The following is a 21169-nucleotide window of genomic DNA, read 5'->3' as shown; positions in this document are numbered from 1 at the left end:
TGGCCGGGAACCTCAAGTCGTTCCGAATCCCCGAACGGGCATGGAACGGCCCTCGTTCACCGTCCGCTACCCGGAGTACGGCCACCTCCGGGCCGCCATCGCGTTCGCCCTGTTCGCGCTGGTCGTCCACCGGGCGACGCCGGTGCTGGCGGGCCCGCTCGCGGAGGCCGCCGGGACGACGGCCTCGCGCGCCCGACTGGGTTTCGCGGCCCTCCTGTGGGTCGGCCTCGGGGTTGCCGTCGTGGTCTCGTACGTCCGCCAGAAGCGGGGCCGCGCCCCGGAGTTCGGCGCGCGCGACGTGCTCGTCACCTTCCTCGACCAGCACCGTCCGGAGCCGGCCCGCCACGCTGTCGACGGGATCGCCGCCCTGTTCGGACTCGTCATCGTCGTCGTGGGCTACGGCCGCTTCGTCGACGCACTCGACGGCGCCATCGTCATCGCCCGGCGACTCCTCGCAGGTGCGCCGCCGGGGTCGGCTGCCCTCGTGAGTGTCGCGTGGGGTATCGTCTTCCTCGCCGGGCTCGTCGGGCTCTCCATCGGTGGCGACCGGTTCCTCGTCGGCCTCGCCCGCGAGGCGCTGTATCGCTACCACGCCGCCCGGCTCTGAGTGGCCCGGCAGTCGGGAACCTCCTGTGCGAATCCCTGGCACGCCACGGGAAGAGTCAACCCGGCGGGCCTGGGTGTTCGGGTATGCCCGGTCCTGTCTTCCTGCGCGGCGAGACGGTCACGCTCCACCCCATCGAGGAGGCCGACCTCGACTTCTTCCGGTCGCAACTCAACGACCCGCGCGTCTGGCGGACCATCAGCCATCGCGAGCCGACGAACGCCCGCCAGGAGCGCGAGTGGTGGGAGTCGCTGGACGAGGCCGACGGCGTCGACCTGCTCGTCGCCGCATCCGTCGACGGCGAGCGCACCCGCGTCGGCCACATCGGGTTCGGTGACGTCCAGCAGAACTGGGGCGTCGCGGAACTCGGGTACGCCATCCACCCGGACCACTGGAACGAGGGATACGCCACGGCCGCGGTGGCGCTGCTGACCGCGTTCGCGTTCGACGAGCGGCGCCTCGAGAAGCTGGTCGCGACGGTGTACGAGCACAATCCGGCGTCGATGCGGGCGCTGGAGAAGGCCGGCTTCCACGAGGAGGCCGTCCTCGACCGCGAGGCGTTCGTCGGCGGCGAGCGCGTCGATCTCCACCGGTACGCTGCGTTCACGGACGGCTGGGAGCGCCCGGAGTGAGCGGGAGCCGTGCCCGGCACCGCCGCTCCGGGTCCTGAACGGCGGTGCGGGTCCTCCCCTACCCGGGGACCCGCGTGAACGTCTCCGGATTTCAGGGCCAAACCTCTTGTGGGCTCTGCGACCCTCGCGGATGCATCGCTCCGAGCGGACCGCGGGGTTCGAGGGACCGGACGGCCGGTTCCCGCCGTGGCCCCGGCACGTGCGGCGCGGGGTCGGTCAGGGGCCGATGAGCCCCGCAGCCAGGCCGAGTCCGATGACGACGCCCACGCCGCCCATGAGGCGGGTGAACAGCAACCGCGTCCGCGAGGGCTCGATGGTGCCCTGGATGTCGCCGTGTCGCTGCCGGATCTGGTAGGCGGTCATCGCACGGGGACGGACCAGGTTGAGCGCGCCGATGGCGGCGAACAACAGGCCGAACAGCCGGAATACGAGGAACGGCCCGCCGAACGACTGGAGGGGAAGGGGGACCATACACGTGGGCGGTCGCGCTGCGGACTAAAAGCATCCGGGAACCGCTCCGGGGCCCACCGTGGGCCGTAGGGTCACAGCCCGAGTTCGCGCCCGATGACGAGGTGCTGGATCTCGCTGGTCCCCTCGCCGATCTCCATCAGCTTCGCGTCGCGGTAGAACCGCTGCGGGGCGAAGTCCTCCGTGTAACCGTAGCCGCCGAGCGTCTGGACGGCCTCCTCGGCGACCTCCCGGCTCACCTCGGAGGCGTCCAGCTTCGCGAGCGAGGAGATCCGGGTGACCTTCTCCCCGTTGTCGTACTTCGTCGCGGCCTTGTGGGTGAGCAGGCGGGCCCGCTCGATCTTCCGGTCCATGTCGACGATCTTGTCGCGGATGGCGTCGAACTTCGAGATGGGCTGCCCGAACTGCTCGCGCTCGGTGGCGTACTCCTTCGCGGCCTCGAACGCACCCTGTGCGAGTCCCGTCGAGAGCGCCGCGATGCTGATGCGACCGCCGTCGAGGGTCTTCTTCGTCTGTTTCCAGCCCTCACCCTCCTCGCCCAGCAGGCGGTCCTCGGGCACGCGGACGTCGTCGAGCTGGAGCTCGCAGGTCGGCGAGGCGTTCAGCCCCATCTTGTCCCACACCGTCGAGACCTCGAACCCGTCGTCGTTGTCGGGGTCGACGATGAACGTGGAGATGCCGTCGTACCCCGCCCCGGGTTCGGTGACGGCCTTCACGAGGACGGAGTTGGCGACGTTCGCGTTCGTGATGAACTGCTTCGTCCCGTTGATGACGTACTCGTCGCCGTCCTTCTCGGCCATCGTGTCCATGTCCGAGGCGTCGCTGCCCGAGGAGGGCTCCGTGAGCGCCCAGGCGCCCATCTCCTCGCCCTCGGCGAGCGGCCGGAGCCACTCCTCCTTCTGTGCCTCGGTGCCGAACATCTCGATGGGCTTGCTGCCGAGCGAGGTGTGTGCGACGTACGAGAGGCCGATGGAGCCCGAGACCCGGCCGAGCTCCTCGGCGACGAGCGCGTACATCAGGTAGTCGCCGCCGGCCCCACCGTACTCCTCGGCCACGGGAACGCCCATCAGGTCCAGATCGCCGAGTTCCTCGAACACCTCGGCGGGGAAGCGGTGCTCGTCTTCGATCTCCTGTGCGATGGGCTCGATCTCGGCCTCGCAGAAGTCCCGGACGGTGTCCCGGATCATCCGGTGCTCGTTCGGCAGCTCGAAGTCCATAGCCGAACCTGCGGTCCGGCGGCAATAAAACTCACTCCAACCCCGGACATCGGGTCGCCGGTGGTTCCCGCGACGGGACCGTCGACGCCCTGTCCCCGGTCCGTCTCGCTCTCAGTACGCGCCGCCGTCGCCCCCACCGCCGTCGGTCGGCGTCGAGTCGCTACCGCTCCCATCCCCGCCGCCGGAGCCGACGGTGACCGTCCCGACCATCCCCTGGCCGCGGTGTGGCTGGCAGTAGTACTCGTAGGTGCCGGCCGTCGAGAACGTGTGGACGTGGGTGTACCCCGTGTCGTGCGTCTCCTCGCCGGTGCCGCTCCAGTTCTCACCCTCGGGCTGGCTGTCGACGGTCACGGTGTGGAAGTCCGAATCCCAGGTCCACTGCACCGTATCACCCGGGGAGACGGTCACCTCGGCCGGGTCGAACTTCAGCGAGCCACCGGGCCCGACGATGATCTCCTGGTCGGGTTCCTCGGCGGTCTGGTCGGTCGGGCTGGCGCCACCATCGCCGCCACCATCGCCACCGTCGCCGGTGCACCCGGCCACCGCCGTCGCGAGTGCCGTCCCGCCGAGCGTGAGCAGCCGCCGCCGGGTCGTCCGGTCTGTCATGGTCGTACGTTACGGCGGCCCGTACAAGAAACCGAGGTCGCCGGCGAGGGGCGTACCCGGTCCCGGCGCCGGGCGCGCCCTGCCGGCCGCAGTTTTATCCCTCCCACGCAGATATTGCCGCATATGTCCCGCGAACCCTCCGGACACTACATCGACGGCGAGTGGGTGGACGGCACCGGTGCGGAGACGTTCGAGAGCATCGACCCCGCCACGGGCGAGTCACTGGGCGAGTACGCGGTCGCCACGCCCGACGATGTCGACCGGGCGCTGGCGGCCGCGGACGAGGCGTTCGAGGAGTGGCGCGCCATGTCCTACATCGACCGTGCGGAGGTCCTCTGGGACGTCTACCACGAGCTCCGCGACCGCACGGACGAGCTCGGCGAGATCGTCACGCGCGAGTGCGGCAAGGAGATCTCCGAGGGCCGCGCCGACGTGGTCGAGGCCGCACACATGGTGGAGTGGGCCGCCGGCAACGCCCGGCACCCGCACGGGGAGGTGGTCCCCAGCGAGATCGCGAGCAAGGACTCGTACATGCGGCGCAAGCCACGCGGCGTGGTCGGGTGCATCACGCCCTGGAACTTCCCGGTCGCCATCCCGTTCTGGCACATGGCGGTGACGCTGGTCGAGGGGAACACGGTCGTCTGGAAGCCCGCCGAGCAGACGCCCTGGTGCGGCGAGACGGTCGCCGAGATGCTCGCCGACGCGGGCGTCCCGGACGGCGTGTTCAACATGGTCCAGGGCTTCGGCGAGGCGGGCGGCGAGATCGTCGACGACCCGCGCGTCGACACCGTCCTGTTCACGGGGAGCGCGCAGGTCGGCCACGAGATCGCCTCCCGGGTCGGTGGCGAACCCGGCAAGCTCGCGGCCTGCGAGATGGGCGGCAAGAACGCCATCGTCGTCACCGCCGAGGCGGACCTCGACATCGCGGTCCACTCCGCGGTGATGTCCTCGTTCAAGACGACCGGGCAGCGCTGTGTCTCCTCCGAGCGCCTCATCGTCCACACCGACGTCTACGACGAGTTCAGGCGGCGCTTCGTCGACCTCGCCGAGTCGGTCGCCGTCGGCGACCCGCTGGACGAGGACACGTTCATGGGGCCGCTCGTCGACGAGAGCCAGGTCGAGAAGTTCTCGCGCTACAACGACCTCGCCCGCGAGGAGGGCGCGAGCGTGCTGGTCGACCGCGAGGAACTGGCCGCCGACGAGATCCCTGACGGGAGCGAGGAGGGCCACTGGGTCGGCCCGTTCGTCTACGAGATCGACTACGACCCCGCCGAGCCGAAGCGGGTCCTGCAGGAGGAGGTGTTCGGCCCGCACGTCGCACTGGTCGAGTACGACGGCGACATCGGGACCGCCGTCGACATCCAGAACGACTCCGATTACGGGCTCGCGGGTGCCGTCATCAGCGAGGACTACCGCGAGATCAACCACTACCGCGACCACGCCGAGGTCGGGCTGGCGTACGCCAACCTCCCCTGTATCGGCGCGGAGGTCCAGCTCCCCTTCGGCGGCGTGAAGAAATCGGGCAACGGCTACCCCAGCGCCCGCGAGGTCATCGAGGCCGTCACCGAGCGGACCGCGTTCACGGTCAACAACTCGACGGACATCGAGATGGCCCAGGGTCTCTCGGCGGACATCAAGACCGAGGACGACTGACCCGCCTCGGCCGCACCGGCCGGGCTGATCTGGGCCGGGACCCCGTCGGGACCAGAAGCCACTTGCCCGGACCCCGCCAGGCACCCGACAATGGACCTCCAGAACGCGCGGGTCTGCATCACGGGGGGTGCGGGTTTCGTCGGCTCGCATCTCGCCGAGCACCTCATCGCCGAGTACGACGCCGACGTGCTGGTCGCCGACCGCTTCTCGAACTCCTCGCCCGACTGGGTCCCCGACGGCACGGACCTGGTCGAGGGCGACCTCACGGAGCCGGACGTGGTCGCCGAGGCCATCACCCCCGAGACGGACATGGTCTTCCACTTCGCCGCCGACAAGGACGCCTCCCGCGACGACACCGAGCAGTTCCGGGTCAACACGACGCTGACTCAGCGGGTCATCGAGCGGATGGACGCGGTCGATGTCCGGAACGTCGCCTTCACCTCCTCCTCGACGGTGTACGGCGAGGCACCGCGGCCGACGCCGGAGGACTACGCGCCGCTGGAACCCATCAGCGTCTACGGCGCCTCGAAGCTGGCCGAGGAGTCCCTCCTCTCGGTGTACGCCCACAGCCACGACTTCCAGGTGTGGGCGTTCCGCTTCGCCAACATCGTCGGGCCTCGCCTCCAGCTCGGCGCCGTCATCCCGGATTTCATCGGGAAGCTCCGCGACGACCCGAGCACGCTGGAGATCCTCGGCGACGGCCGCCAGGAGAAGTCCTACCTCCACGTCGAGGACTGCGTCGACGCGATGTGCCACGTCGTCGAGCACGCCGACCGGCCCGTCAACACGTACAACCTGGGGACCCGGACCACGACCTCGGTCAGGACCCTCGCCGACATCGTCGCCGACGAGATGGGTGTCGACCCCAAGTACGAGTTCACCGGTGGCGACCGCGGCTGGACCGGCGACGTGCCCCGGATGCGGCTCTCGGTCGAGAAGCTCGCCGGCCTGGGCTGGGAGCCGCCCGGCTCCAGCGACGACGCCGTCCGCCGCGCGACCCGCGAACTGCTCGACGAGGGCGTCTACGGCCTCGACGAGTCGGTCTGAGACGCTCCGCGAGCGCGAGCCGCCGCCTACCACCGTTGCCCTGCCGGCGGTCACGCCCCACCACGAGCGCACGCGCGGTGGAACAGTCTTATGGGGTGGCGTCTCGTCGGTCACGACGATGAGTACGGCCGACGAGGACGATCTCTCCGAGGACGAGCAGGCCGGACTGGCGCTGATCCGCGAGCTCGGCGGCATCCACCAGAGCGACTTCTGGAAGGAACTCGAGGTCGACTCCCGGAAGGGGAGCCGTATCCTCGAGGCCCTCGAGGAAAAGGGGTACATCGAGCGCGAGAAGACCGTCTACGACGGGCACAATACCTACTACATCGAGCCGATTCACGACCCCCGTGACCTGGACTTCTCGCTGCTGATGGCCGGCGACATGCTGAGCCCCTTCATCGGCGACGAGGAGATCGACGCCACCAGCGACCAGTTCTCGCAGTACATCATGACGCTGGCGTACGAGGAATACTGACGAGCTTTTTGACCGCGAGCTTTTTTGACGGCTCGGGTACCACTTGACCGGCGGCCCCCGGCCGCCGGTCTGCGGGTACCGCTCCCCGCAAAAAACGTTCAGAAAAAATGCTCGGCCTCGACCCGGACCTGCCGGCCTCCGGCCGGCAGGCCGCTCGTCTCGGCCGAGTGAAACCGCGCCTGCGGCGCGGTATGCAGCCCCCTCACCGTTGACGGTGTGACGGGCGCGGTTCTGTTGCCAGTGTCACGGGCGCGACCCGTTTGACCGGTGCCAGCGGGCGCAGGCGTTATGCCCGCTCGACACGGCCACCGGGTATGCCGGTCCCCCTCCACGAGACCAAGTACGACAGCGAGCCGGTCATCGACGCCGGCGCGGCGGCCGCGGACGCCGAATCGCGGGGGAACGAGCGGCCAGAGGCGCCGTCGGCGATCCTTCTCTGCTACAACCCGGACCTGCTGGCACATCTGGTCGAGACCTACGACGGCGAGGAGTTGCCGGGGCAGTACTTCGGCGGTGGCTGCTACCGGCTGCCGGGGGTCCCGGGCGAACGGTCGGTCGGCATCGCCGGCGGCTTCGGCATCGGCGCCCCGGTGACGGCGATGGTGATGGAGTCGTTGCTCCACTCGGGCACCGAGCGGTTCTGCATCTGCGGACGGGCGGGCGTCATCGCGGCCGACGGCGACGGGCGCGACCGGGTCCCCGAGTCCACCGCCGTCGTGGCCGACCGGGCGCTGCGGGACGAGGGCACCTCGTATCACTACGAGCCCCCGGAGCGGACGGTCCCGGCGGCCCCGGTGGTGCTGTCGGCCGTGCGCGCGAGCCTCGACCGGACCGACATCGAGTACCGGGTCGGCCCGACCTGGACCGTCGACGCGCTGTTCCGCGAGACGGCCGCCGAGGTCGAGCGCTACGCAGCCGAGGGCGTCCTCACGGTCGAGATGGAGGCGGCGACCGCGTTCACGGTCGCCCGGCACCACGGCGCGGCGGCCGGTGCGGCCTTCGTTCCCAGCGACTACGTCACGCTGGACGGCTGGGACCCGCTGTTCGGTGACGACCTCGACCTGCTGGAGCGGCTCGGCGAGGCGGTCGTCCGGGGGCTGGCGGCCGACTGACGGCACGGCACGCTCACAGCGACTTCGTCATCTCGCGGTGCGGGATGCCGGCGTCCTCGAACTCCTCGCCGTGGGCCTCGTAGCCGAGTCGCTCGTAGAACGCGACCACGGGGACCTGCGCGTGGAGGTAGACACGCTCGTAGCCCGCCTTGCGGGCGTGTTCCTCGACCGCCTGCATGATACGGGCCCCCCAGCCCTCGCCGCGCCGGGATTCGCGGACGGCGACCCGCTCGACCTTCGCGGTCCGGGGCTCCTCGCCCGCGCCGTCGTGGTACTCGCGAAGGCGTGCGGTCCCGACCACCTCGTCGCCGTCGCGGGCGAGGAAGTGGGTGGCCTCGTCGTCGCGGCCGTCCAGTTCGCGCTCGGGTGGGACCCCCTGCCCCTCGACGAACACCTCGTGACGGACGTCGATGGCGGCGTCGAGGTCCGCCTCGTCGGCGACGCGTTCGACGCGCTGGTCGCTCATGGCGGGGGCACGGCGCCCCCGGACAAAACTGCCCCGTCCGCCACGGCAAGCGGCACGCCTTTGGCCCATCCGGCCGCACCCATCCCCATGACCGCCGACCGCGCGCGCCTCCTGGTCGCCCTCGACGGTCTCGACGTGCAGGGGCTCGCGAGCGTCGACCTCGCCGACGTCCCGGAGGTGGAGGTCGCGGACCCGGTCTTCGCGCTGACGCTCGATGCCGCGGTCGACACGAACATGGCGACCCTGGAACTGGGCATCGAGGCCACCACCTACCAGCCCGATGCGTTCCCCGGGGTCGTCTACCAGGGCGACGCGGCGACGGTGCTCGTCTTCGGGACCGGCCAGGTGGTGGTCACGGACGCCGACTCACGCGAGGCCGCCGAGGCCGCGGTCGCGACGGTCGTCGCGCGGCTGGTGGACACCGACCTCGTCGACGCCGACGCGGTGCCCGAGCGGGGCGCGGAGGCCGTGGCCCTCCCGGCCGCCGAGGACCTGCCGGAGGGCGTCCGCGAGGCTGCCGAACCCCCGGACGACTCGCCGACCTGCCCGGACTGCGGGAGCGACCTGCAGGGTACCGAGAACTTCTGCCCGTCGTGTGGCGCGGACCTCTCCTGACCGACCTCCCGTCACCCGGTGACGTGTCCCTCCCCTGAACCGTTAAGACGCAGCCGAGTGTAGTCGCTCGTGTCATGGAACTCACCTGGCACGGACACTCCTGCTGGCACGTACAGGTCGGTGACACGAGCCTCCTCATCGACCCGTTCTTCGGGAACCCGCACACCTCGCTCGACCCGAGCGACGTGGACGACCCCGACTACCTGCTCCTCACGCACGCGCACGAGGACCACATCGCCCACGCCGGCGAGTTCCCGGACGCGACGGTCGTGGCGGTCCCGGAGCTCTGCGGGTTCGTCGAGGACGAGATGAGCCTCGAGAACGCCGTCGGCGGGATGGGGATGAACCTCGGCGGCACCGTCGAGTGCGGCGACGCCTTCGTGACGATGCATCGGGCCGACCACACCAACGGCGCGATGACCGGCTACGAGTACGACGTGGGGATGCCCGCGGGCTTCATCATCAGCGACACGAAGCCGACACAGGAGTCCGACCCCGACTCCACGACGTTCTACCACGCCGGCGACACCGGCCTCATGAGCGAGATGAAGGACGTCATCGGCCCGTACCTCGAACCGGACGCGGCTGCCGTCCCCGTGGGCGACCACTTCACCATGGGCCCGACCCAGGCCGCCATCGCCGTCGACTGGCTCGACGTCGACCACGCCTTCCCGATGCACTACGACACCTTCCCGCCCATCGAGATCGATACGGACGACTTCGTCCGCGAGGTGAAGGCGACGGGCTCGAACGCGGAGGTCCACGTGCTCGCGGGCGACGAGAGCTTCACGCTGGAGTAACGCACACCCTCCCTATCGATTCCGCCGCTCTCTATTCCGCTGCTGTCGTGGTACTCCGCCGCCGTCGTGGCACCCCACCCCTGGAGCCGCCCGAGCGGTTCGTCCGCGCCGGTCCGGACGGGCCACGGCTACGGACCCTGGGTGTTTAGCCACCGGCGCTCCGAGTCCCGAGCAAATCGTCATGCGTCGTCGTACTGCGGCCCTCGTCATCGGCGTGCTCGCGGCCGTCTGCCTCGGCCTCGTCCTCTCCGTCGCCTACCCGTTCACAACGTCCGCGCCACACGCCGCGACACCCGGTGACAAGTTCACCGTTGGCGAGGCGGACGCGTTCAGCGCGACCGGGGCGATCACCGTGGATGGAGAGACACGACTCGCGTTCGACGGCGCCGTGGCCGCCGACGGGACCTGGTACCAGCGCGTAGTCGAGCGTGATGTCGTCTCCGAGGAGTACCGTTCCCCGGACGGGCCGGTCTACCGGCGGGTCACCGTCGAGGACGGCGAGGCTGCCGACCAGCGACGGGACCAACTCGCCGAGCAGGACCGCGTGAGCCTTCTCCGCGAGTCCCGCGACGGTGACTGCGTGACGTTCGTCACCAGGCGCAAAACGACCAGTACGACGGAGCCGGTCTCGGGAACGGCGTCGGTGTTCGTCAACAACCTCTGGGTCGCCGGGTACGAGGCGACGGGGACGGACTCGGGCGTGACGACGTACCGACCACGACCCGGCTGGTACGAGAGCGGCGCCACGTACCGACTCACGGACGTCTCGGGGACCGTCCGTGCCGACGCGGAGTCGGCTGCAGTCACCCGGGCGAACGTCTCGTGGCAGCTGACCCGAGGGGGGACGTACGCCCAGTACGTGCTCTCCAGCCTGGTGGGTGACGGCCCGACAGCCTCGCGGACGACGTTCAGTTTCGACGGGACAGCCCCCGACCTCGAGCGACCGGGCTGGGCGAGCGACGACGAGCCGAACTCGAGCGACGTACCGCGAACCTGCTGAGGCGTCAGCTGAGGGGATATATCTCCGACAAGGGATCGAGGCTACAGTCTATCCTCGAAGTACCGATATATATCGTCAAGTTCGGAGACAATATGGGAACGCTTGGCTCCGGTGCCGAGGCCGCCTAGTCGGCCATCTCGTGGATACGCTCGGCGACGCGCTCTGCGAACTCGCTGGTCGCCAGTTTCTCGCCGCCGTCGATCTGGCGGTGGATGTCGTAGGTGACCTCACCGGCCGAGATGGTCGCCTCGACCGCGTCACGCACGAGGTCGGCGGCGTCGAGCCAGCCCATCTGCTCGAGCATGATGCGGCCCGAGAGGATGAGCGCCGAGGGGTTGACCTTGTCCTGGCCGGCGTACTTCGGGGCGCTCCCATGCACGGGCTCGGCGAGCATCCGGCCGTCGCCGAGGTTGGCGCCGGGCGCGATGCCCAGGCCGCCGATCTGGGCGCCACAGGCGTCCGAGAGGTAGTCGCCGTTCAGGTTCGGCATCGCGAGCACGTCGTACTGGTCCGTGCGCGTGAGGATCTGCTGGAGCATGTTGTCCGCGATGCGGTCGTTGACGACGACGGCGTCCTCGGGCGGCTCGCCGTCGCGCTCGTTCCAGAGCGTGTCCTCCGTGATGACCTCCTCGCCGTACTCCTCCTCGGCGACCTCGTAGCCCCAGTCGCGGAACGCGCCCTCGGTGAACTTCATGATGTTCCCCTTGTGGACCAGCGTGACCGAGTCGCGGTCGCGCTCGAGCGCGTAGTCGATGGCGTTGCGGACGAGCCGCTTCGTGCCGAACTCCGTGATGGGTTTGATGCCGATACCGACCGGTCCCTCGTGGATGGTCGAGTCGTAGCCCATCTCCTCCTCGATGAACTCGCGGACCTGCTCGACCTCGTCGGTGCCGGCCTCCCACTCGATGCCGGCGTAGACGTCCTCCGTGTTCTCCCGGAAGGTGACCATGTTCATCTGCTCGGGCGCCTTCACGGGCGAGGGGACGCCGTCGAGGTGGTAGGTCGGCCGGACGTTGGTGTAGAGGTCGAGTTTCTTCCGGAGCGCGACGTTCAGCGAGCGGAAGCCGGCGCCGACCGGCGTCGTGAGCGGCCCCTTGATGGAGACCTTGTACTCACGCATCGCCTGCAGCGTGTCCTCGGGCAGGTTCTCGTCGTACTTCTCGCGAGCGGACTCGCCCGCGTAGACGCGCATCCAGTTGATCTCGCGGCCGGTCGCGTTCGCGGCGGCCTGCAGTACCTCCTGGGCCGCCGGGCCTACGTCTACTCCGATCCCGTCACCGTAGATGATTGGGATGATGGGGTCGTCGGGGACGATGAACTCGTCGTCCTCGTCCACCTCGATCCGAGACCCGTCGGCAGGAACTTCCACCTTGTCGTATGACATTGGCGGCTCAACGAAGGGTCGGGTCAAATTAGTACCGCTCTCGCGGCCGCAACGCCACGAACGACCATGAACGACCCGGGGATTGACGGGCTGACGGGCTCATCGGGCGTCGGGACTGGACCCCGTCGCTCGGTCCACCCACAAGTGGCATCCCCCCGTTCCGAACGTCGTCGACCACCATCGCCACGGGTCATCGGGACGGCCGCGCACTCGCCAGCACCAGTCCGCCAGCCTGCGTGGCTGTGGTGGTGTGAGCGGGGCGGGTCGGTGTGGCTGTGGTGGTGTGAGCGGGGCGGGTCGATGTAGCCCAGCGGAACCCGCTACACGACCGATAGCGGCCTGAACGCGTGTTCTACGCGCGCGAGGAATGGCTGTAAATATTGACCGCGCATTCGGCGAGGATACCTGACGGGTCCACCAGGTGTTCGTCCAAACGTCCAAACGAACGCCCCCGTCCTCGACCGGGCGGGAGTGGGTCTCTGACGGGGGTATTTACGCCTCTCTCGGCTCGGCACACATCAAGTGCCGGCTAGCAACGGTGATTGGATTGGACGGTCTTGTCACAAGCCGTTTTTAGTGCCTTATCGAAGCTCGGAGTGTAGCATGAGTGGGGACGACTCATCCGAAACGAACGGAATCGAACTGTCGCGGCGGACCTTCACCAAGGCGGCCGGCGCGGCTGCCGGTGCCGGCCTCCTCGGTGCCTCGGCGGGTACGGCAGCGGCCGACGACCCGGCGATGGCGGCGAAGTTCGCCAACCCCCGTGTCCAGGAACTGCGGAAGGTCTGGAAGCGGGGCTACCGCGGCAACCCGAACCGGACCCTCGGCATCAACGACTCGGGCATCGACGCCCGGCACCCCGACCTCGGCCCCTGGAACGGCGTCCGGGGTATCGTCGAGGGTGACGAGCTGAAGCTGGTCGACCAGAGCGAGCGCGAGGGAATGACTATCTACGATATCGCGCTGTCGGCCGCCGTCAGCAACCCGGACGCCTTCCCGGCGACGGCGCAGGCCACCCCCGGAACGTTCGCGACCGGACAGGAGGTCACCATCGTCGAGTTCTCCACGAACCCCGGTGAGTCGCGGTTCCTGAACGCCGAACTCGACTGGAGTCCGAGCCAGCAGAACGCCAACGACCTGGAGTTCCGGCTGGACAAGCGCGTCGGCAACGGGGAGTGGGAGACGGTCAGCCGGACCGCGACAGGGAGCGTCCCGGAGCGCATCCTGGGCGCGAAGCTCGCCCCGTCGACGACGTACCGCTTCGTCGCGGAGTTATACGTCAACACCATCTCCGACGCGACAGTCTACGTCGACTCGTCGAACTCCCCGAACACCTCGGAGAGCGGCAACCCGAGCGAGGATCTCGGCTTCTACATCCCCGAGGGCCCGGATGGGGAGCTCACGCAGGCCGAGAGCCCCTTCGACTTCGGCGGCCCGGCGGACAAGACGGTCGGCTGGATCGACGCCGGCGCCCGGTACGGCAGCCTCGCGAAGCCCCGCGACCCCAACGGGCACGGGAGCCACGTTGCCTCCATCGCGGCCGGAACCGGCCGCGCCAGCGAGATCGCGCGCGAGGTCGAGAGCGGTCCCGACAGCGGGACGACGACCGTCACGATGGGCGGCTCGGAGCTGGCCGTCGTCGAGGTCGAGCAGGGTGAGGCCGGCGTCTACGCCTCCGCGTACGGTGACAACCTCGAGATCGAGATCGTCGGCGTGGCCGGCGTCGCCGCGAGTTCGACCATCACCTCCGACGCCAGCACGAACGACAACAACGTGGCGTCGACCCCGGCGAAGCCGGGCGAATCCTACATCGTCCGGGTCCAGGCGGCCTCGACGCCCAGCGGCGCCTCGGCACAGGGCGAGTCCGTCTCGCTGGGCCAGGGGTTCAACACCGTCGGCCGGATCGACTCCTACAGCATCGGGACGTTCACCGACCCCGAGTCGGCGTCGAACAGCGGTGACCGCGACATCTACGCCGACACGGACGACGACGGCCAGGTCGAGGACGACCAGGTCGCGCTCCACTCCGGCGTCGCGCCGAACACCTCGCTGGTCGGCCTCCAGGGCCTCTCCGGCCCGGTCCCCATCCTGGCGGACCACGCGGATGACGTGTTCACCTCGCGGTTCAACATGCGCGCGGTCAACATGTCCTGGGGTCCGGTCGGCGGCGTTCCACTGGGTGTCGCCGGCGGCACCCTCGACACCTCCGGCATCGTCAGCGACATCGGCACGATGGCGGAGAAGGGCCTCCTGACGGTCGCCGCGGCCGGTAACGCCGCGACGCCCGCCAACGGGAACGGCTACCCCGCGGTCGCCGACGAGGCGGTCAGCGTGGTCGCGACCGGCCCGAAGGACGGCATCGCGGCCTACTCCTCGGGCGGTATCGGTGCGCTCGACGAGGACGAGAACACGACGTACATGAAGCCCGACGTGACCGCCCCCGGCGGCACGCTCACGGACCTGGCGACGGCCGCGAAGGCCGACACGAACCCCGAGAACTTCGACACGGACACCGAGCCGCAGGGGTACACGGGCAAGGCCGGTACCTCGATGGCCTCGCCGTTCACCTGCGGCGTCGCCGGCCTCGTCGCCGACGCGATGGAGGACGCGGGCCTCATCGAGGAGCCCGCCGAGTCGGGCATCAACGACGTGTTCCGGCTGAAGCAGGTCCTGCTGGCGACGGCCTCGGAGACGGCCTTCACGGCGGCCCCGTACCACCGCGCGAAGGCGCCGACCTACCAGTTCGGCGACCGCGATCCGTTCGAGGGCTACGGCCGGGTCAACCCGGACGCGGCCGTCGACGCGGCCACGCGGAACTGGGTCGCCGAGGGTGGCGGCACCGAGCCGGTCGACGCCGCGCCCGGCGAGGACGTCGACCTCGGCTTCAGCGCCGGCCACGCGGTCGGCCTGGACGTTCCCGAGGACGCCCGCGCCGCCGCCGGCTACGTCGACGTGACCCGCGGCGAGGTCACCTTCGACATGACCGTCGGCTCCATCACCGGCACCGACGCCGGGATGGCGGCGGGCGGTCACCAGGTCGACTTCTTCGTCTACGACCTGGAGCAGCCCGGGCCGCACGGCGAGCCCAACATCCTGGCGAAGGGCCAGAGCGTCAGCGGCAGTCAGGTGCAGCTCACCGTCTACACGGACGGCCGCAGCCTGAGCCCGCAGGAGCAGCCCCAGAGCAGCGTCGCCAGCATCGACCTCGGCAAGGACCAGACCCGGCGGCTGGCCGTGGTCGGCAAGCTCGTCAACGTCCCCGGCCTGGTCAACGGCTTCGACGCCCGGACGGACGTCCGGTTCGACGGCAGCTTCATCGCCGAGCAGCTCCCGGCCTTCACGGCCGAGGGGATCCGCTCGGACAGCGGTGACCGGTTCACCCCCGGCGCGACCAACCGCGTCAACATCCAGCTCGACTCGATGGAGGTCGAGCAGGGCGAGATCATCGAGAAGGTCCCCAAGGAGTGGGACCTGCTCGAGGGGTTCGGCGACTACGAGAGCGACGCCCAGATCGTCGATTCGACCGACACCCACAACCTCGTCAGCTTCGGCACGGTCCAGAAGAGCGAGCTGCCGGTGACTCGGAACTACGCGGCCAACGCGCCGTCGTCGAGCGGCTCCTACACCTTCGGTCCGGCCCGTGTCGCCATCGCCGATGCGGACGTCGACGACGACGGCACCGACGAGTACCGCAGCGAGGAGACCACGTTCGGCGGGAGCGACCCGCGCAACATCGTCGTCGGCGGGGCCCCCTCGTCGGGCAGTGGCAGCACCAGCGGTGACGACCCACTGAGCGGTGGCGACGACACCCTGAGCGGTGACGACGACCCGCTGCCCGACGGGTCGGACGGCTCCTCGGACACCACCTCCGACGACGGTGACTCGACGGACGACTCGACCGACCCTATCGGCGACGCCGTCGACGACACGACCGGGACCGTCGACGACACGACCGGGACCGTCGACGACACGACCGGGTCGCTGTAACGCCCGTCGCGTCCCCGCCCGTCCCCACCCACTCCTCCATCGTTCTCTCCCCGGTAGCGGCCGCTCTCCGGTCGGGCGCGATGCGGCTGCCACAGGGGACACACCTTTTAACCATCCGCCCACGTAGCCGGCGGTATGATATCACTCGACGAGGCCGTGACGGCCCGGCTGGAATCACACGGCCAGCGCTTCGAGGTGCTGGTGGACCCGGACGCCGCGCTCGCCATCAAGCGCGAGGAGTTCGAGGGCGAGCTGGACGACGTCATCGCCGCCGAGGACGTCTTCGAGGACGCCTCCCGGGGTGACCGCCCGCCGGAGGACTCGCTGGAGGAGGTGTTCGGGACGACCGACCCGCTGGAGATCATCCCGGAGGTCATCCGGCGCGGGGAGATCCAGATCACGGCCGAACAGCGCCGGGAGATGCAGGAGCAGAAGCACAAGCAACTGGTCAACACCATCGTCCGGAACGCGGTCAACCCCCAGCAGGACGACACGCCGCACCCCCCGGAGCGCATCGAGCGCGCGCTCGAGCAGGCCGGGTTCAAGGTGGACCCCATGGAGCCCGTCGAGAACCAGGTCGACGACGCGCTGGAGGCGCTCCGCCCGGTCATCCCCATCCGGTTCGACGAGGTCGTGATGGCCGTCAGGCTGCCCGCCGACCACGCCGGGTCCGGGCAGGCGCGGGTCCGCGAGTTCGGTGACCTGCAGCGCGAGGAGTGGCAGTCCGACGGCGGGTGGGTCGGGGTGCTGGAGTTCCCCGCCGGACTCCAGAACGAGTTCTACGAGCTCTGTAACGAGGTCTCCAGCGGCGAGGCCGACGTCCGCGTCATCAAGGACGAGGACGAGATCGGGACGCGATAGCTGGGCGGCCCCGGCCGCCACCGGACCGCCCCCGGCGAGCGCAACCGTTTCCGGGGTTCGGCCCCTCCTGCCGACCGTGCCCTCGCGTTCCCGCCTGCTCACCGCGGCCGTCGGTCTCCTCGCGAGCCTGCTGGTGAGCGTCGTCGCGTACGTCTACCTCGACACGCTGCTCGTGTTCCTCCTCCTCCCGTTCGTCCCGTTCCTCTTCCGTGGTGGCGACGACGGCGACGAGCCGCCGGTCCGGAGCTGCCCCGAATGCGGCTACCGGACGCGTGCGATCGACCACGAGTACTGTCCCCGGGACGGCACCCGTCTGGAGTAGCGGCCCGGGGCAGCCGTGGTCAGTCCCCGCCGGCTCACTCCTCGGTCCCGCCGTCCGGACTCGGTGCCGGGTCGCCGTCGTGCCGTCCGCTCGATTCGGCCCCCTCCAGGTCGTCGCTGGGCTCGTCCGCCAGTCCCTCGGCGGCGTCGGCTCCGGGGCCGTACGGGCTCGTTCCGGGGTCGACCGCGGCCGGCTGGATGGGGGCGCCGTCGACCAGCTCCGGCAGGACGAGGTAGGCGAAGTGGTAGAGCACCACCAGCAGGAACGGCCCGAGGAAGATGCCGTACCAGCCGAACAGCAGCGGCCCGAAGATGTAGGCGAACATGATCAGCCCGACGTGGAGGTTGCGCCCGGAGACGTACGGCCGGAGCAGGAGGTCCGGGATGGTGTCGACGACGACGAACGAGAGGGCGGCGAACGCGACGGGGAACCAGAGCGGCGCCCCGGTTGCGCCGGCGACGACGAACAGGTAGATGCCGACGGGAACGTACACCAGCTTCATCCCGACGACGGGGACGAGGCTCGCGGCGCCCGCCAGCAGCCCCACGAGTGCGGGGTACGGGATTGCGCTCCCGGCCGGCGAGACGAAGTTCAGCAGGGAGTAGACGACGGCACCGATGCCGGCGGTGAAGACCGCGTTCAGGAGGTTCCCGGTGTAGACGCTGTGGAGGTCGGTGTCGACGCTCTCGAGGAACGAGTCGAGGACGCCGCTCTCGTTGCCGAACCGGCGGACCGCCCACCGGGTGAGACGGGGGCCGTCCCGGAGCATGTAGAAGGCGGCCGCGAAGACGATGAACAGGTGGAGCAGGCCGTTCCCGACGAACCCCAGCGAGTCCAGTGCCGGACCGATGGCGCCCTCGAGCGCGCGGCGGGCGCTGGGGTCCGACAGCAGCGTCGCCGGGTCACCGACGGCGTCGGACACGTTGAGGTACGGCGCCACGGCCTCCTCCAGCGGCCCGAGGTCGGCGGTCTGGCGGAACCGCTGGAACTCCTGCAGACCGATGGCCAGCGCGTAGGTCACGAGGATGAGCACCGGCAGCGCGAGCGCCAGGAGCGCCAGGGCCGCGGCGAGCGACGACGAGGGTAACCGGCGCCGCAACCGGGTGTAGAACGGTCGCGTCCCGTAGTAGACGAACAGCGCCAGCACGAACGTTCCCACGAACGAGTACGCCACGAAGAGGAGGAATCCGGCGAGTGCGGCCCCGATCACCCACCACGCGCCGCGGGACTTCGAGACGGGAACCTTCATACCGGATTGTTCACAGGCGCGACCATAAACCTCCGTCCCTGCCGTCCAGCCGTGCTCTGGGTGGCTGCTCCTGTCGGGCGCAGGGACCGGGTGGCAGTACCAGCATCCGTGCCACGGCGCAACGCACGGGGCGGGCCCGGCGAGGAGCCACCCGCGACAACCCGCCGCACGGCTCCTCGCAGCAGGGTCCCGTCGCTGTCGTCGTCAGCACACGAATCGCTGCACACCCCCCGTCGCCGCCGGTTCCGATTCGAACACCGCCTGGCCAACACCCGACCAGCCGCCGATACGCCTTTGCCCGCAACCGGCGCAGGGTCGGATGATGGCCACCAGCGTCACGTGGCGCCACGACGCGACCACCGAGCGGTGGCTCCGGGGGCTGTATCTGGTCGGCGCCGCGCTCCTCCACGGCGTGTTCGGGCTGGCGGCCGCGGCACTCCTGGCCGTCGTCGGACTGGCGCTCCTGACCGGGAACACGGCGGTCCGGCTGCTGGTCGTCGTCCTCGTACTGGTCGGTGGCCCCGCCTCCGTACTCTACCTGCTCCCGATGCTCCGCGACCCCGACCAGCGACCGCGGTTCTACCCCGAGGAGATGACCGTGGGACTGGCGCTCTCCCTGCGCCAACGGGTCGCGCTCGGACTGCTGGGCGCCGCGGCGCTCGCGGGGCCCTGGCTGCTCGACCCCCGGCTGACGGGACTCGTCGCCGTGGGCGGCGTCCTCGCCGGGGTGACGTACGCCGTCGCGACGACCCGGGGGACCATCGACCCGGAACGCGCCGTCCTCGACGCGGGCGCCCGGGTGTTCGACCTCGACCGCGTGACTGGCTACCGGGTGCGCCCGCTCGGGCCGCTGACGCTGGTCACGCTGTCGATCCCGGCTCGCCCCGGGCGGCTCGGCCGGAGCACGACCCGCCTGCTGGTCCCGACCGACCGGCTGGACGACGTCACAGCGGCGCTGGACGCCATCGTCGCTGAGGCGGCCCCGGAAACGGGTCGGGACCCGAACCCGCAGGTACAGCTGGCCGCCGGCGCCCTGGCGCTGCTGTTCCTGGGTATCGGGGCCGCCGCCGTCGCGACCATCGGCGCTGGGGTGGGCTGGTACGTCGCGGCACTGTGTGGGCTGTTCGGGCTGCTGCTCCTGCTGGTCGCGCGCGAGGGATGAAGCGGTGGAGCCGGGTACGGGGGCTGCACAGGGGCGGGTCGCCCTCGGTCCGTCGCCTGTCGTCCGATTGCCGCTGGCCGTCCGACCGGTGGGGTCGGCCGTTGCCGGGGCCCGTCACCTCCCCCGACGGGGCAGTTCGATCCGGATGCGGTTCAGGCTGTCGTGGCGGCTCACCTCGATACGGCCGTCCGAGAGTTCGACGACCCAGTAGACGAGCCAGAGCCCGAGCCCGGTACTGTGGTAGAGGCCGTCCATCTCGTGGTCGCCCCGGAGGACCGCCACCTCCATCTCGGGGATGGGTGGCGTCTCGCTTTCGACCAGAACCCCGATCCGCTCCGCGTCGACCTCGACGGTGACCGGGACGGGCGGCGCGTCGGCGTCGCTGTGGAGGATGGCGTTCTCGATGAGCTCCGCGATGGCGAGATGAAGCTCCGGCAGGGCCTGGGCATCGGCCGTCTCGGGCGCCGAGACGGTGACGTCGGCCGCGAGGCCACGGTCACTGATGGTCTCGATGGCCCGCTCGACCGCCACAACCACGTCGACCCGCTCCGCGGTGACCGGCCCGGTCAGCAGTTCGATGATGTCGCGCTCCTTCTCCGCGCTCCGGAGGAGGTCGTCGCCGGTCTTCCGGATGACCGCGGCCTGCTCGGCAACCTCCGGGGCGTCCTGCTTGATCAGTTCGGCGGTGCCGGAGATGGTGTTGACGTCGTTGCGGATGTTGTGCCGCAGGAGGTTGTCCATGACGTAGAGATGTCGCTCGCGCCGGTATCGGTCGGTGATGTCGCGCGTGAAGCCGGTGATGCGGGCGACCTCTCCGTCCTCGACGATGGGCTCGGCCTGGACCCAGACCCAGGTGCGGTAGTCCCGGTCCGGGTTCACCCGGTACTCCATGTCGATGGGGTTCCCCGCGTCGAGACACGCCATCGCCTCCCTGACGGCCTCGACGTCGTCGGGATGGATGGTGTCCAGGAACCGCTGTGGGTCGGCCTCCAGCGCCTCGATACTTCCCCCGTACACGTCCTCGTACGCGGGGTTGACGAACAGGAGCTCCGAGAAGTCGGCGGTGAACATCCAGAGCACGTCGCCCGTGGTGGCCGACAGTTCCTGGAGCCGTCTGGTCATCGCCTCCCGGTCTTGCTGGGCCTCGACACGGTCCGTGATGTCGCGCGAGGAGCAGACGTAGCCGTCGAGTTCGTCGTCGGTCAGGTTCGACATCCGGCTCTCGAGCCAGACCCAGGAGCCGTCCGCCGCCCGACAGCGGTACTCGCAGGTCGTCTCGACGAAGGACTCGCTCTCGATGGTCTCCTCGAACGCGGCGCGGGCCCCCCCGATGTCGTCGGGATGGATCTCGTCGAAGACGGTCCGCCCCTCGAAGTCCTCGGGGGACCGCCCGAGGATGTCCTCGACGGCCCCGTTGGCGTAGGTGATCGTCCCCGCCTCGTCGACCAGGATGACCATGTCGCGGGTGTGGTCGAGGAGAACGCCGAGGGACGGGGACCGACTCATCGA

20 protein-coding genes are annotated in these 21169 nt (G+C 69.9%); 13 read left to right on the top strand and 7 right to left on the bottom strand.

Annotated elements, in window-relative coordinates:
* Nucleotides 1-40 precede the first annotated feature (40 nt).
* Together P2T62_RS14940 and P2T62_RS14935 are read left to right on the top strand one after the other, a co-directional pair.
* On the top strand, nt 41-607 hold the full coding sequence (locus tag P2T62_RS14940; RefSeq protein ID WP_276257870.1) for a hypothetical protein: 567 nt from the start codon (nt 41-43) through the stop codon (nt 605-607).
* A gap of 83 nt (nt 608-690) precedes the next feature.
* On the top strand, nt 691-1236 hold the full coding sequence (locus tag P2T62_RS14935) for a GNAT family N-acetyltransferase (protein WP_276257869.1): 546 nt from the start codon (nt 691-693) through the stop codon (nt 1234-1236).
* Between the two features lie 216 nt (nt 1237-1452).
* Here the strand turns inward: P2T62_RS14935 and P2T62_RS14930 are convergent, their stop codons facing one another.
* The 3 genes from P2T62_RS14930 to P2T62_RS14920 form a co-directional block, all read right to left on the bottom strand.
* Nucleotides 1453-1707: a DUF6199 family natural product biosynthesis protein gene (locus P2T62_RS14930; protein ID WP_276257868.1), complete on the bottom strand. Its 255-nt coding sequence runs from the start codon at nt 1705-1707 to the stop codon at nt 1453-1455.
* A gap of 71 nt (nt 1708-1778) precedes the next feature.
* On the bottom strand, nt 1779-2921 hold the full coding sequence (locus P2T62_RS14925; protein ID WP_276257867.1) for an acyl-CoA dehydrogenase family protein: 1143 nt from the start codon (nt 2919-2921) through the stop codon (nt 1779-1781).
* 111 nt (nt 2922-3032) lie between these two features.
* Nucleotides 3033-3527, bottom strand: coding sequence for a plastocyanin/azurin family copper-binding protein (locus tag P2T62_RS14920; protein ID WP_276257866.1), 495 nt, complete (start codon nt 3525-3527; stop codon nt 3033-3035).
* 123 nt (nt 3528-3650) lie between these two features.
* Between P2T62_RS14920 and P2T62_RS14915 the strand changes: the two genes are divergently transcribed.
* The 4 genes from P2T62_RS14915 to P2T62_RS14900 all read left to right on the top strand — a co-directional run bounded on the left by P2T62_RS14915 (nt 3651) and on the right by P2T62_RS14900 (nt 7814).
* Nucleotides 3651-5180 (top strand): aldehyde dehydrogenase family protein, encoded by a 1530-nt coding sequence (locus tag P2T62_RS14915; protein ID WP_276257865.1) that lies wholly within the window; start codon nt 3651-3653, stop codon nt 5178-5180.
* A 90-nt stretch (nt 5181-5270) separates the two neighbouring features.
* Nucleotides 5271-6227, top strand: a complete 957-nt coding sequence (locus tag P2T62_RS14910; protein ID WP_276257864.1) for an NAD-dependent epimerase/dehydratase family protein — start codon at nt 5271-5273, stop codon at nt 6225-6227.
* A gap of 118 nt (nt 6228-6345) precedes the next feature.
* Nucleotides 6346-6702 (top strand): helix-turn-helix transcriptional regulator, encoded by a 357-nt coding sequence (locus P2T62_RS14905; RefSeq protein WP_276257863.1) that lies wholly within the window; start codon nt 6346-6348, stop codon nt 6700-6702.
* A gap of 314 nt (nt 6703-7016) precedes the next feature.
* Complete coding sequence (locus P2T62_RS14900; protein WP_276257862.1) at nt 7017-7814, top strand: phosphorylase family protein; 798 nt, start codon at nt 7017-7019, stop codon at nt 7812-7814.
* Nucleotides 7815-7827: 13 nt separating this feature from the next.
* Here the strand turns inward: P2T62_RS14900 and P2T62_RS14895 are convergent, their stop codons facing one another.
* On the bottom strand, nt 7828-8280 hold the full coding sequence (locus P2T62_RS14895; protein WP_276257861.1) for a GNAT family N-acetyltransferase: 453 nt from the start codon (nt 8278-8280) through the stop codon (nt 7828-7830).
* An 87-nt stretch (nt 8281-8367) separates the two neighbouring features.
* On the opposite strand from P2T62_RS14895, the gene P2T62_RS14890 reads away from it, so the two are divergent.
* From P2T62_RS14890 to P2T62_RS14880, 3 genes are all read left to right on the top strand, one after another.
* On the top strand, nt 8368-8895 hold the full coding sequence (locus P2T62_RS14890) for a zinc-ribbon domain-containing protein (RefSeq protein ID WP_276257860.1): 528 nt from the start codon (nt 8368-8370) through the stop codon (nt 8893-8895).
* A 74-nt stretch (nt 8896-8969) separates the two neighbouring features.
* Entirely contained in the window at nt 8970-9695 is a 726-nt protein-coding gene (locus tag P2T62_RS14885; RefSeq protein WP_276257859.1) for a metal-dependent hydrolase, read from the top strand.
* Nucleotides 9696-9876: 181 nt separating this feature from the next.
* On the top strand, nt 9877-10695 hold the full coding sequence (locus P2T62_RS14880) for a hypothetical protein (RefSeq protein WP_276257858.1): 819 nt from the start codon (nt 9877-9879) through the stop codon (nt 10693-10695).
* A 124-nt stretch (nt 10696-10819) separates the two neighbouring features.
* On the opposite strand, the gene icd is transcribed toward P2T62_RS14880, so the two are convergent.
* On the bottom strand, nt 10820-12079 hold the full coding sequence (gene icd, locus P2T62_RS14875; RefSeq protein WP_276257857.1) for an isocitrate dehydrogenase (NADP(+)): 1260 nt from the start codon (nt 12077-12079) through the stop codon (nt 10820-10822).
* 603 nt (nt 12080-12682) lie between these two features.
* Here icd and P2T62_RS14870 point away from each other — a divergent pair.
* From P2T62_RS14870 to P2T62_RS14860, 3 genes are all read left to right on the top strand, one after another.
* On the top strand, nt 12683-16066 hold the full coding sequence (locus tag P2T62_RS14870) for a S8 family serine peptidase (RefSeq protein ID WP_276257856.1): 3384 nt from the start codon (nt 12683-12685) through the stop codon (nt 16064-16066).
* Nucleotides 16067-16201: 135 nt separating this feature from the next.
* Nucleotides 16202-16927 carry a ribosome assembly factor SBDS gene (locus P2T62_RS14865; protein ID WP_276257855.1) on the top strand — a complete coding sequence of 242 codons (726 nt, stop codon included), beginning with the start codon at nt 16202-16204 and terminating at the stop codon, nt 16925-16927.
* A gap of 76 nt (nt 16928-17003) precedes the next feature.
* Complete coding sequence (locus tag P2T62_RS14860) at nt 17004-17249, top strand: hypothetical protein (protein ID WP_276257854.1); 246 nt, start codon at nt 17004-17006, stop codon at nt 17247-17249.
* A gap of 34 nt (nt 17250-17283) precedes the next feature.
* Here P2T62_RS14860 and P2T62_RS14855 read toward each other — a convergent pair whose 3' ends face one another.
* On the bottom strand, nt 17284-18498 hold the full coding sequence (locus P2T62_RS14855; protein WP_276257853.1) for an AI-2E family transporter: 1215 nt from the start codon (nt 18496-18498) through the stop codon (nt 17284-17286).
* A 322-nt stretch (nt 18499-18820) separates the two neighbouring features.
* Here P2T62_RS14855 and P2T62_RS14850 point away from each other — a divergent pair, with 322 nt between their 5' ends.
* Nucleotides 18821-19660 carry a hypothetical protein gene (locus tag P2T62_RS14850; protein WP_276257852.1) on the top strand — a complete coding sequence of 280 codons (840 nt, stop codon included), beginning with the start codon at nt 18821-18823 and terminating at the stop codon, nt 19658-19660.
* 114 nt (nt 19661-19774) lie between these two features.
* Here P2T62_RS14850 and P2T62_RS14845 read toward each other — a convergent pair whose 3' ends face one another.
* Nucleotides 19775-21166 (bottom strand): PAS domain-containing sensor histidine kinase, encoded by a 1392-nt coding sequence (locus tag P2T62_RS14845; protein WP_276257851.1) that lies wholly within the window; start codon nt 21164-21166, stop codon nt 19775-19777.
* Nucleotides 21167-21169 lie beyond the last annotated feature (3 nt).

Source organism: Haloglomus litoreum (assembly GCF_029338515.1).
In the GTDB taxonomy this organism is placed as follows: domain Archaea; phylum Halobacteriota; class Halobacteria; order Halobacteriales; family Haloarculaceae; genus Haloglomus; species Haloglomus litoreum.
Note: the sequence above shows the minus strand (reverse complement) of the source record. Positions and strands in the feature narration are given on the sequence as shown.

What these genes read in the sequence shown, in the direction of transcription:
- icd (WP_276257857.1), bottom strand. Translation starts at nt 12,079, where the DNA reads ATGTCATACGACAAGGTGGAAGTTCCTGCCGACGGGTCTCGGATCGAG.
- P2T62_RS14915 (WP_276257865.1), top strand. Translation starts at nt 3,651, where the DNA reads ATGTCCCGCGAACCCTCCGGACACTACATCGACGGCGAGTGGGTGGAC.
- P2T62_RS14920 (WP_276257866.1), bottom strand. Translation starts at nt 3,527, where the DNA reads ATGACAGACCGGACGACCCGGCGGCGGCTGCTCACGCTCGGCGGGACG.
- P2T62_RS14925 (WP_276257867.1), bottom strand. Translation starts at nt 2,921, where the DNA reads ATGGACTTCGAGCTGCCGAACGAGCACCGGATGATCCGGGACACCGTC.
- P2T62_RS14885 (WP_276257859.1), top strand. Translation starts at nt 8,970, where the DNA reads ATGGAACTCACCTGGCACGGACACTCCTGCTGGCACGTACAGGTCGGT.
- P2T62_RS14930 (WP_276257868.1), bottom strand. Translation starts at nt 1,707, where the DNA reads ATGGTCCCCCTTCCCCTCCAGTCGTTCGGCGGGCCGTTCCTCGTATTC.
- P2T62_RS14870 (WP_276257856.1), top strand. Translation starts at nt 12,683, where the DNA reads ATGAGTGGGGACGACTCATCCGAAACGAACGGAATCGAACTGTCGCGG.
- P2T62_RS14850 (WP_276257852.1), top strand. Translation starts at nt 18,821, where the DNA reads ATGGCCACCAGCGTCACGTGGCGCCACGACGCGACCACCGAGCGGTGG.
- P2T62_RS14935 (WP_276257869.1), top strand. Translation starts at nt 691, where the DNA reads ATGCCCGGTCCTGTCTTCCTGCGCGGCGAGACGGTCACGCTCCACCCC.
- P2T62_RS14900 (WP_276257862.1), top strand. Translation starts at nt 7,017, where the DNA reads ATGCCGGTCCCCCTCCACGAGACCAAGTACGACAGCGAGCCGGTCATC.
- P2T62_RS14910 (WP_276257864.1), top strand. Translation starts at nt 5,271, where the DNA reads ATGGACCTCCAGAACGCGCGGGTCTGCATCACGGGGGGTGCGGGTTTC.
- P2T62_RS14845 (WP_276257851.1), bottom strand. Translation starts at nt 21,166, where the DNA reads ATGAGTCGGTCCCCGTCCCTCGGCGTTCTCCTCGACCACACCCGCGAC.
- P2T62_RS14940 (WP_276257870.1), top strand. Translation starts at nt 41, where the DNA reads ATGGAACGGCCCTCGTTCACCGTCCGCTACCCGGAGTACGGCCACCTC.
- P2T62_RS14905 (WP_276257863.1), top strand. Translation starts at nt 6,346, where the DNA reads ATGAGTACGGCCGACGAGGACGATCTCTCCGAGGACGAGCAGGCCGGA.
- P2T62_RS14880 (WP_276257858.1), top strand. Translation starts at nt 9,877, where the DNA reads ATGCGTCGTCGTACTGCGGCCCTCGTCATCGGCGTGCTCGCGGCCGTC.
- P2T62_RS14865 (WP_276257855.1), top strand. Translation starts at nt 16,202, where the DNA reads ATGATATCACTCGACGAGGCCGTGACGGCCCGGCTGGAATCACACGGC.
- P2T62_RS14890 (WP_276257860.1), top strand. Translation starts at nt 8,368, where the DNA reads ATGACCGCCGACCGCGCGCGCCTCCTGGTCGCCCTCGACGGTCTCGAC.
- P2T62_RS14895 (WP_276257861.1), bottom strand. Translation starts at nt 8,280, where the DNA reads ATGAGCGACCAGCGCGTCGAACGCGTCGCCGACGAGGCGGACCTCGAC.
- P2T62_RS14855 (WP_276257853.1), bottom strand. Translation starts at nt 18,498, where the DNA reads ATGAAGGTTCCCGTCTCGAAGTCCCGCGGCGCGTGGTGGGTGATCGGG.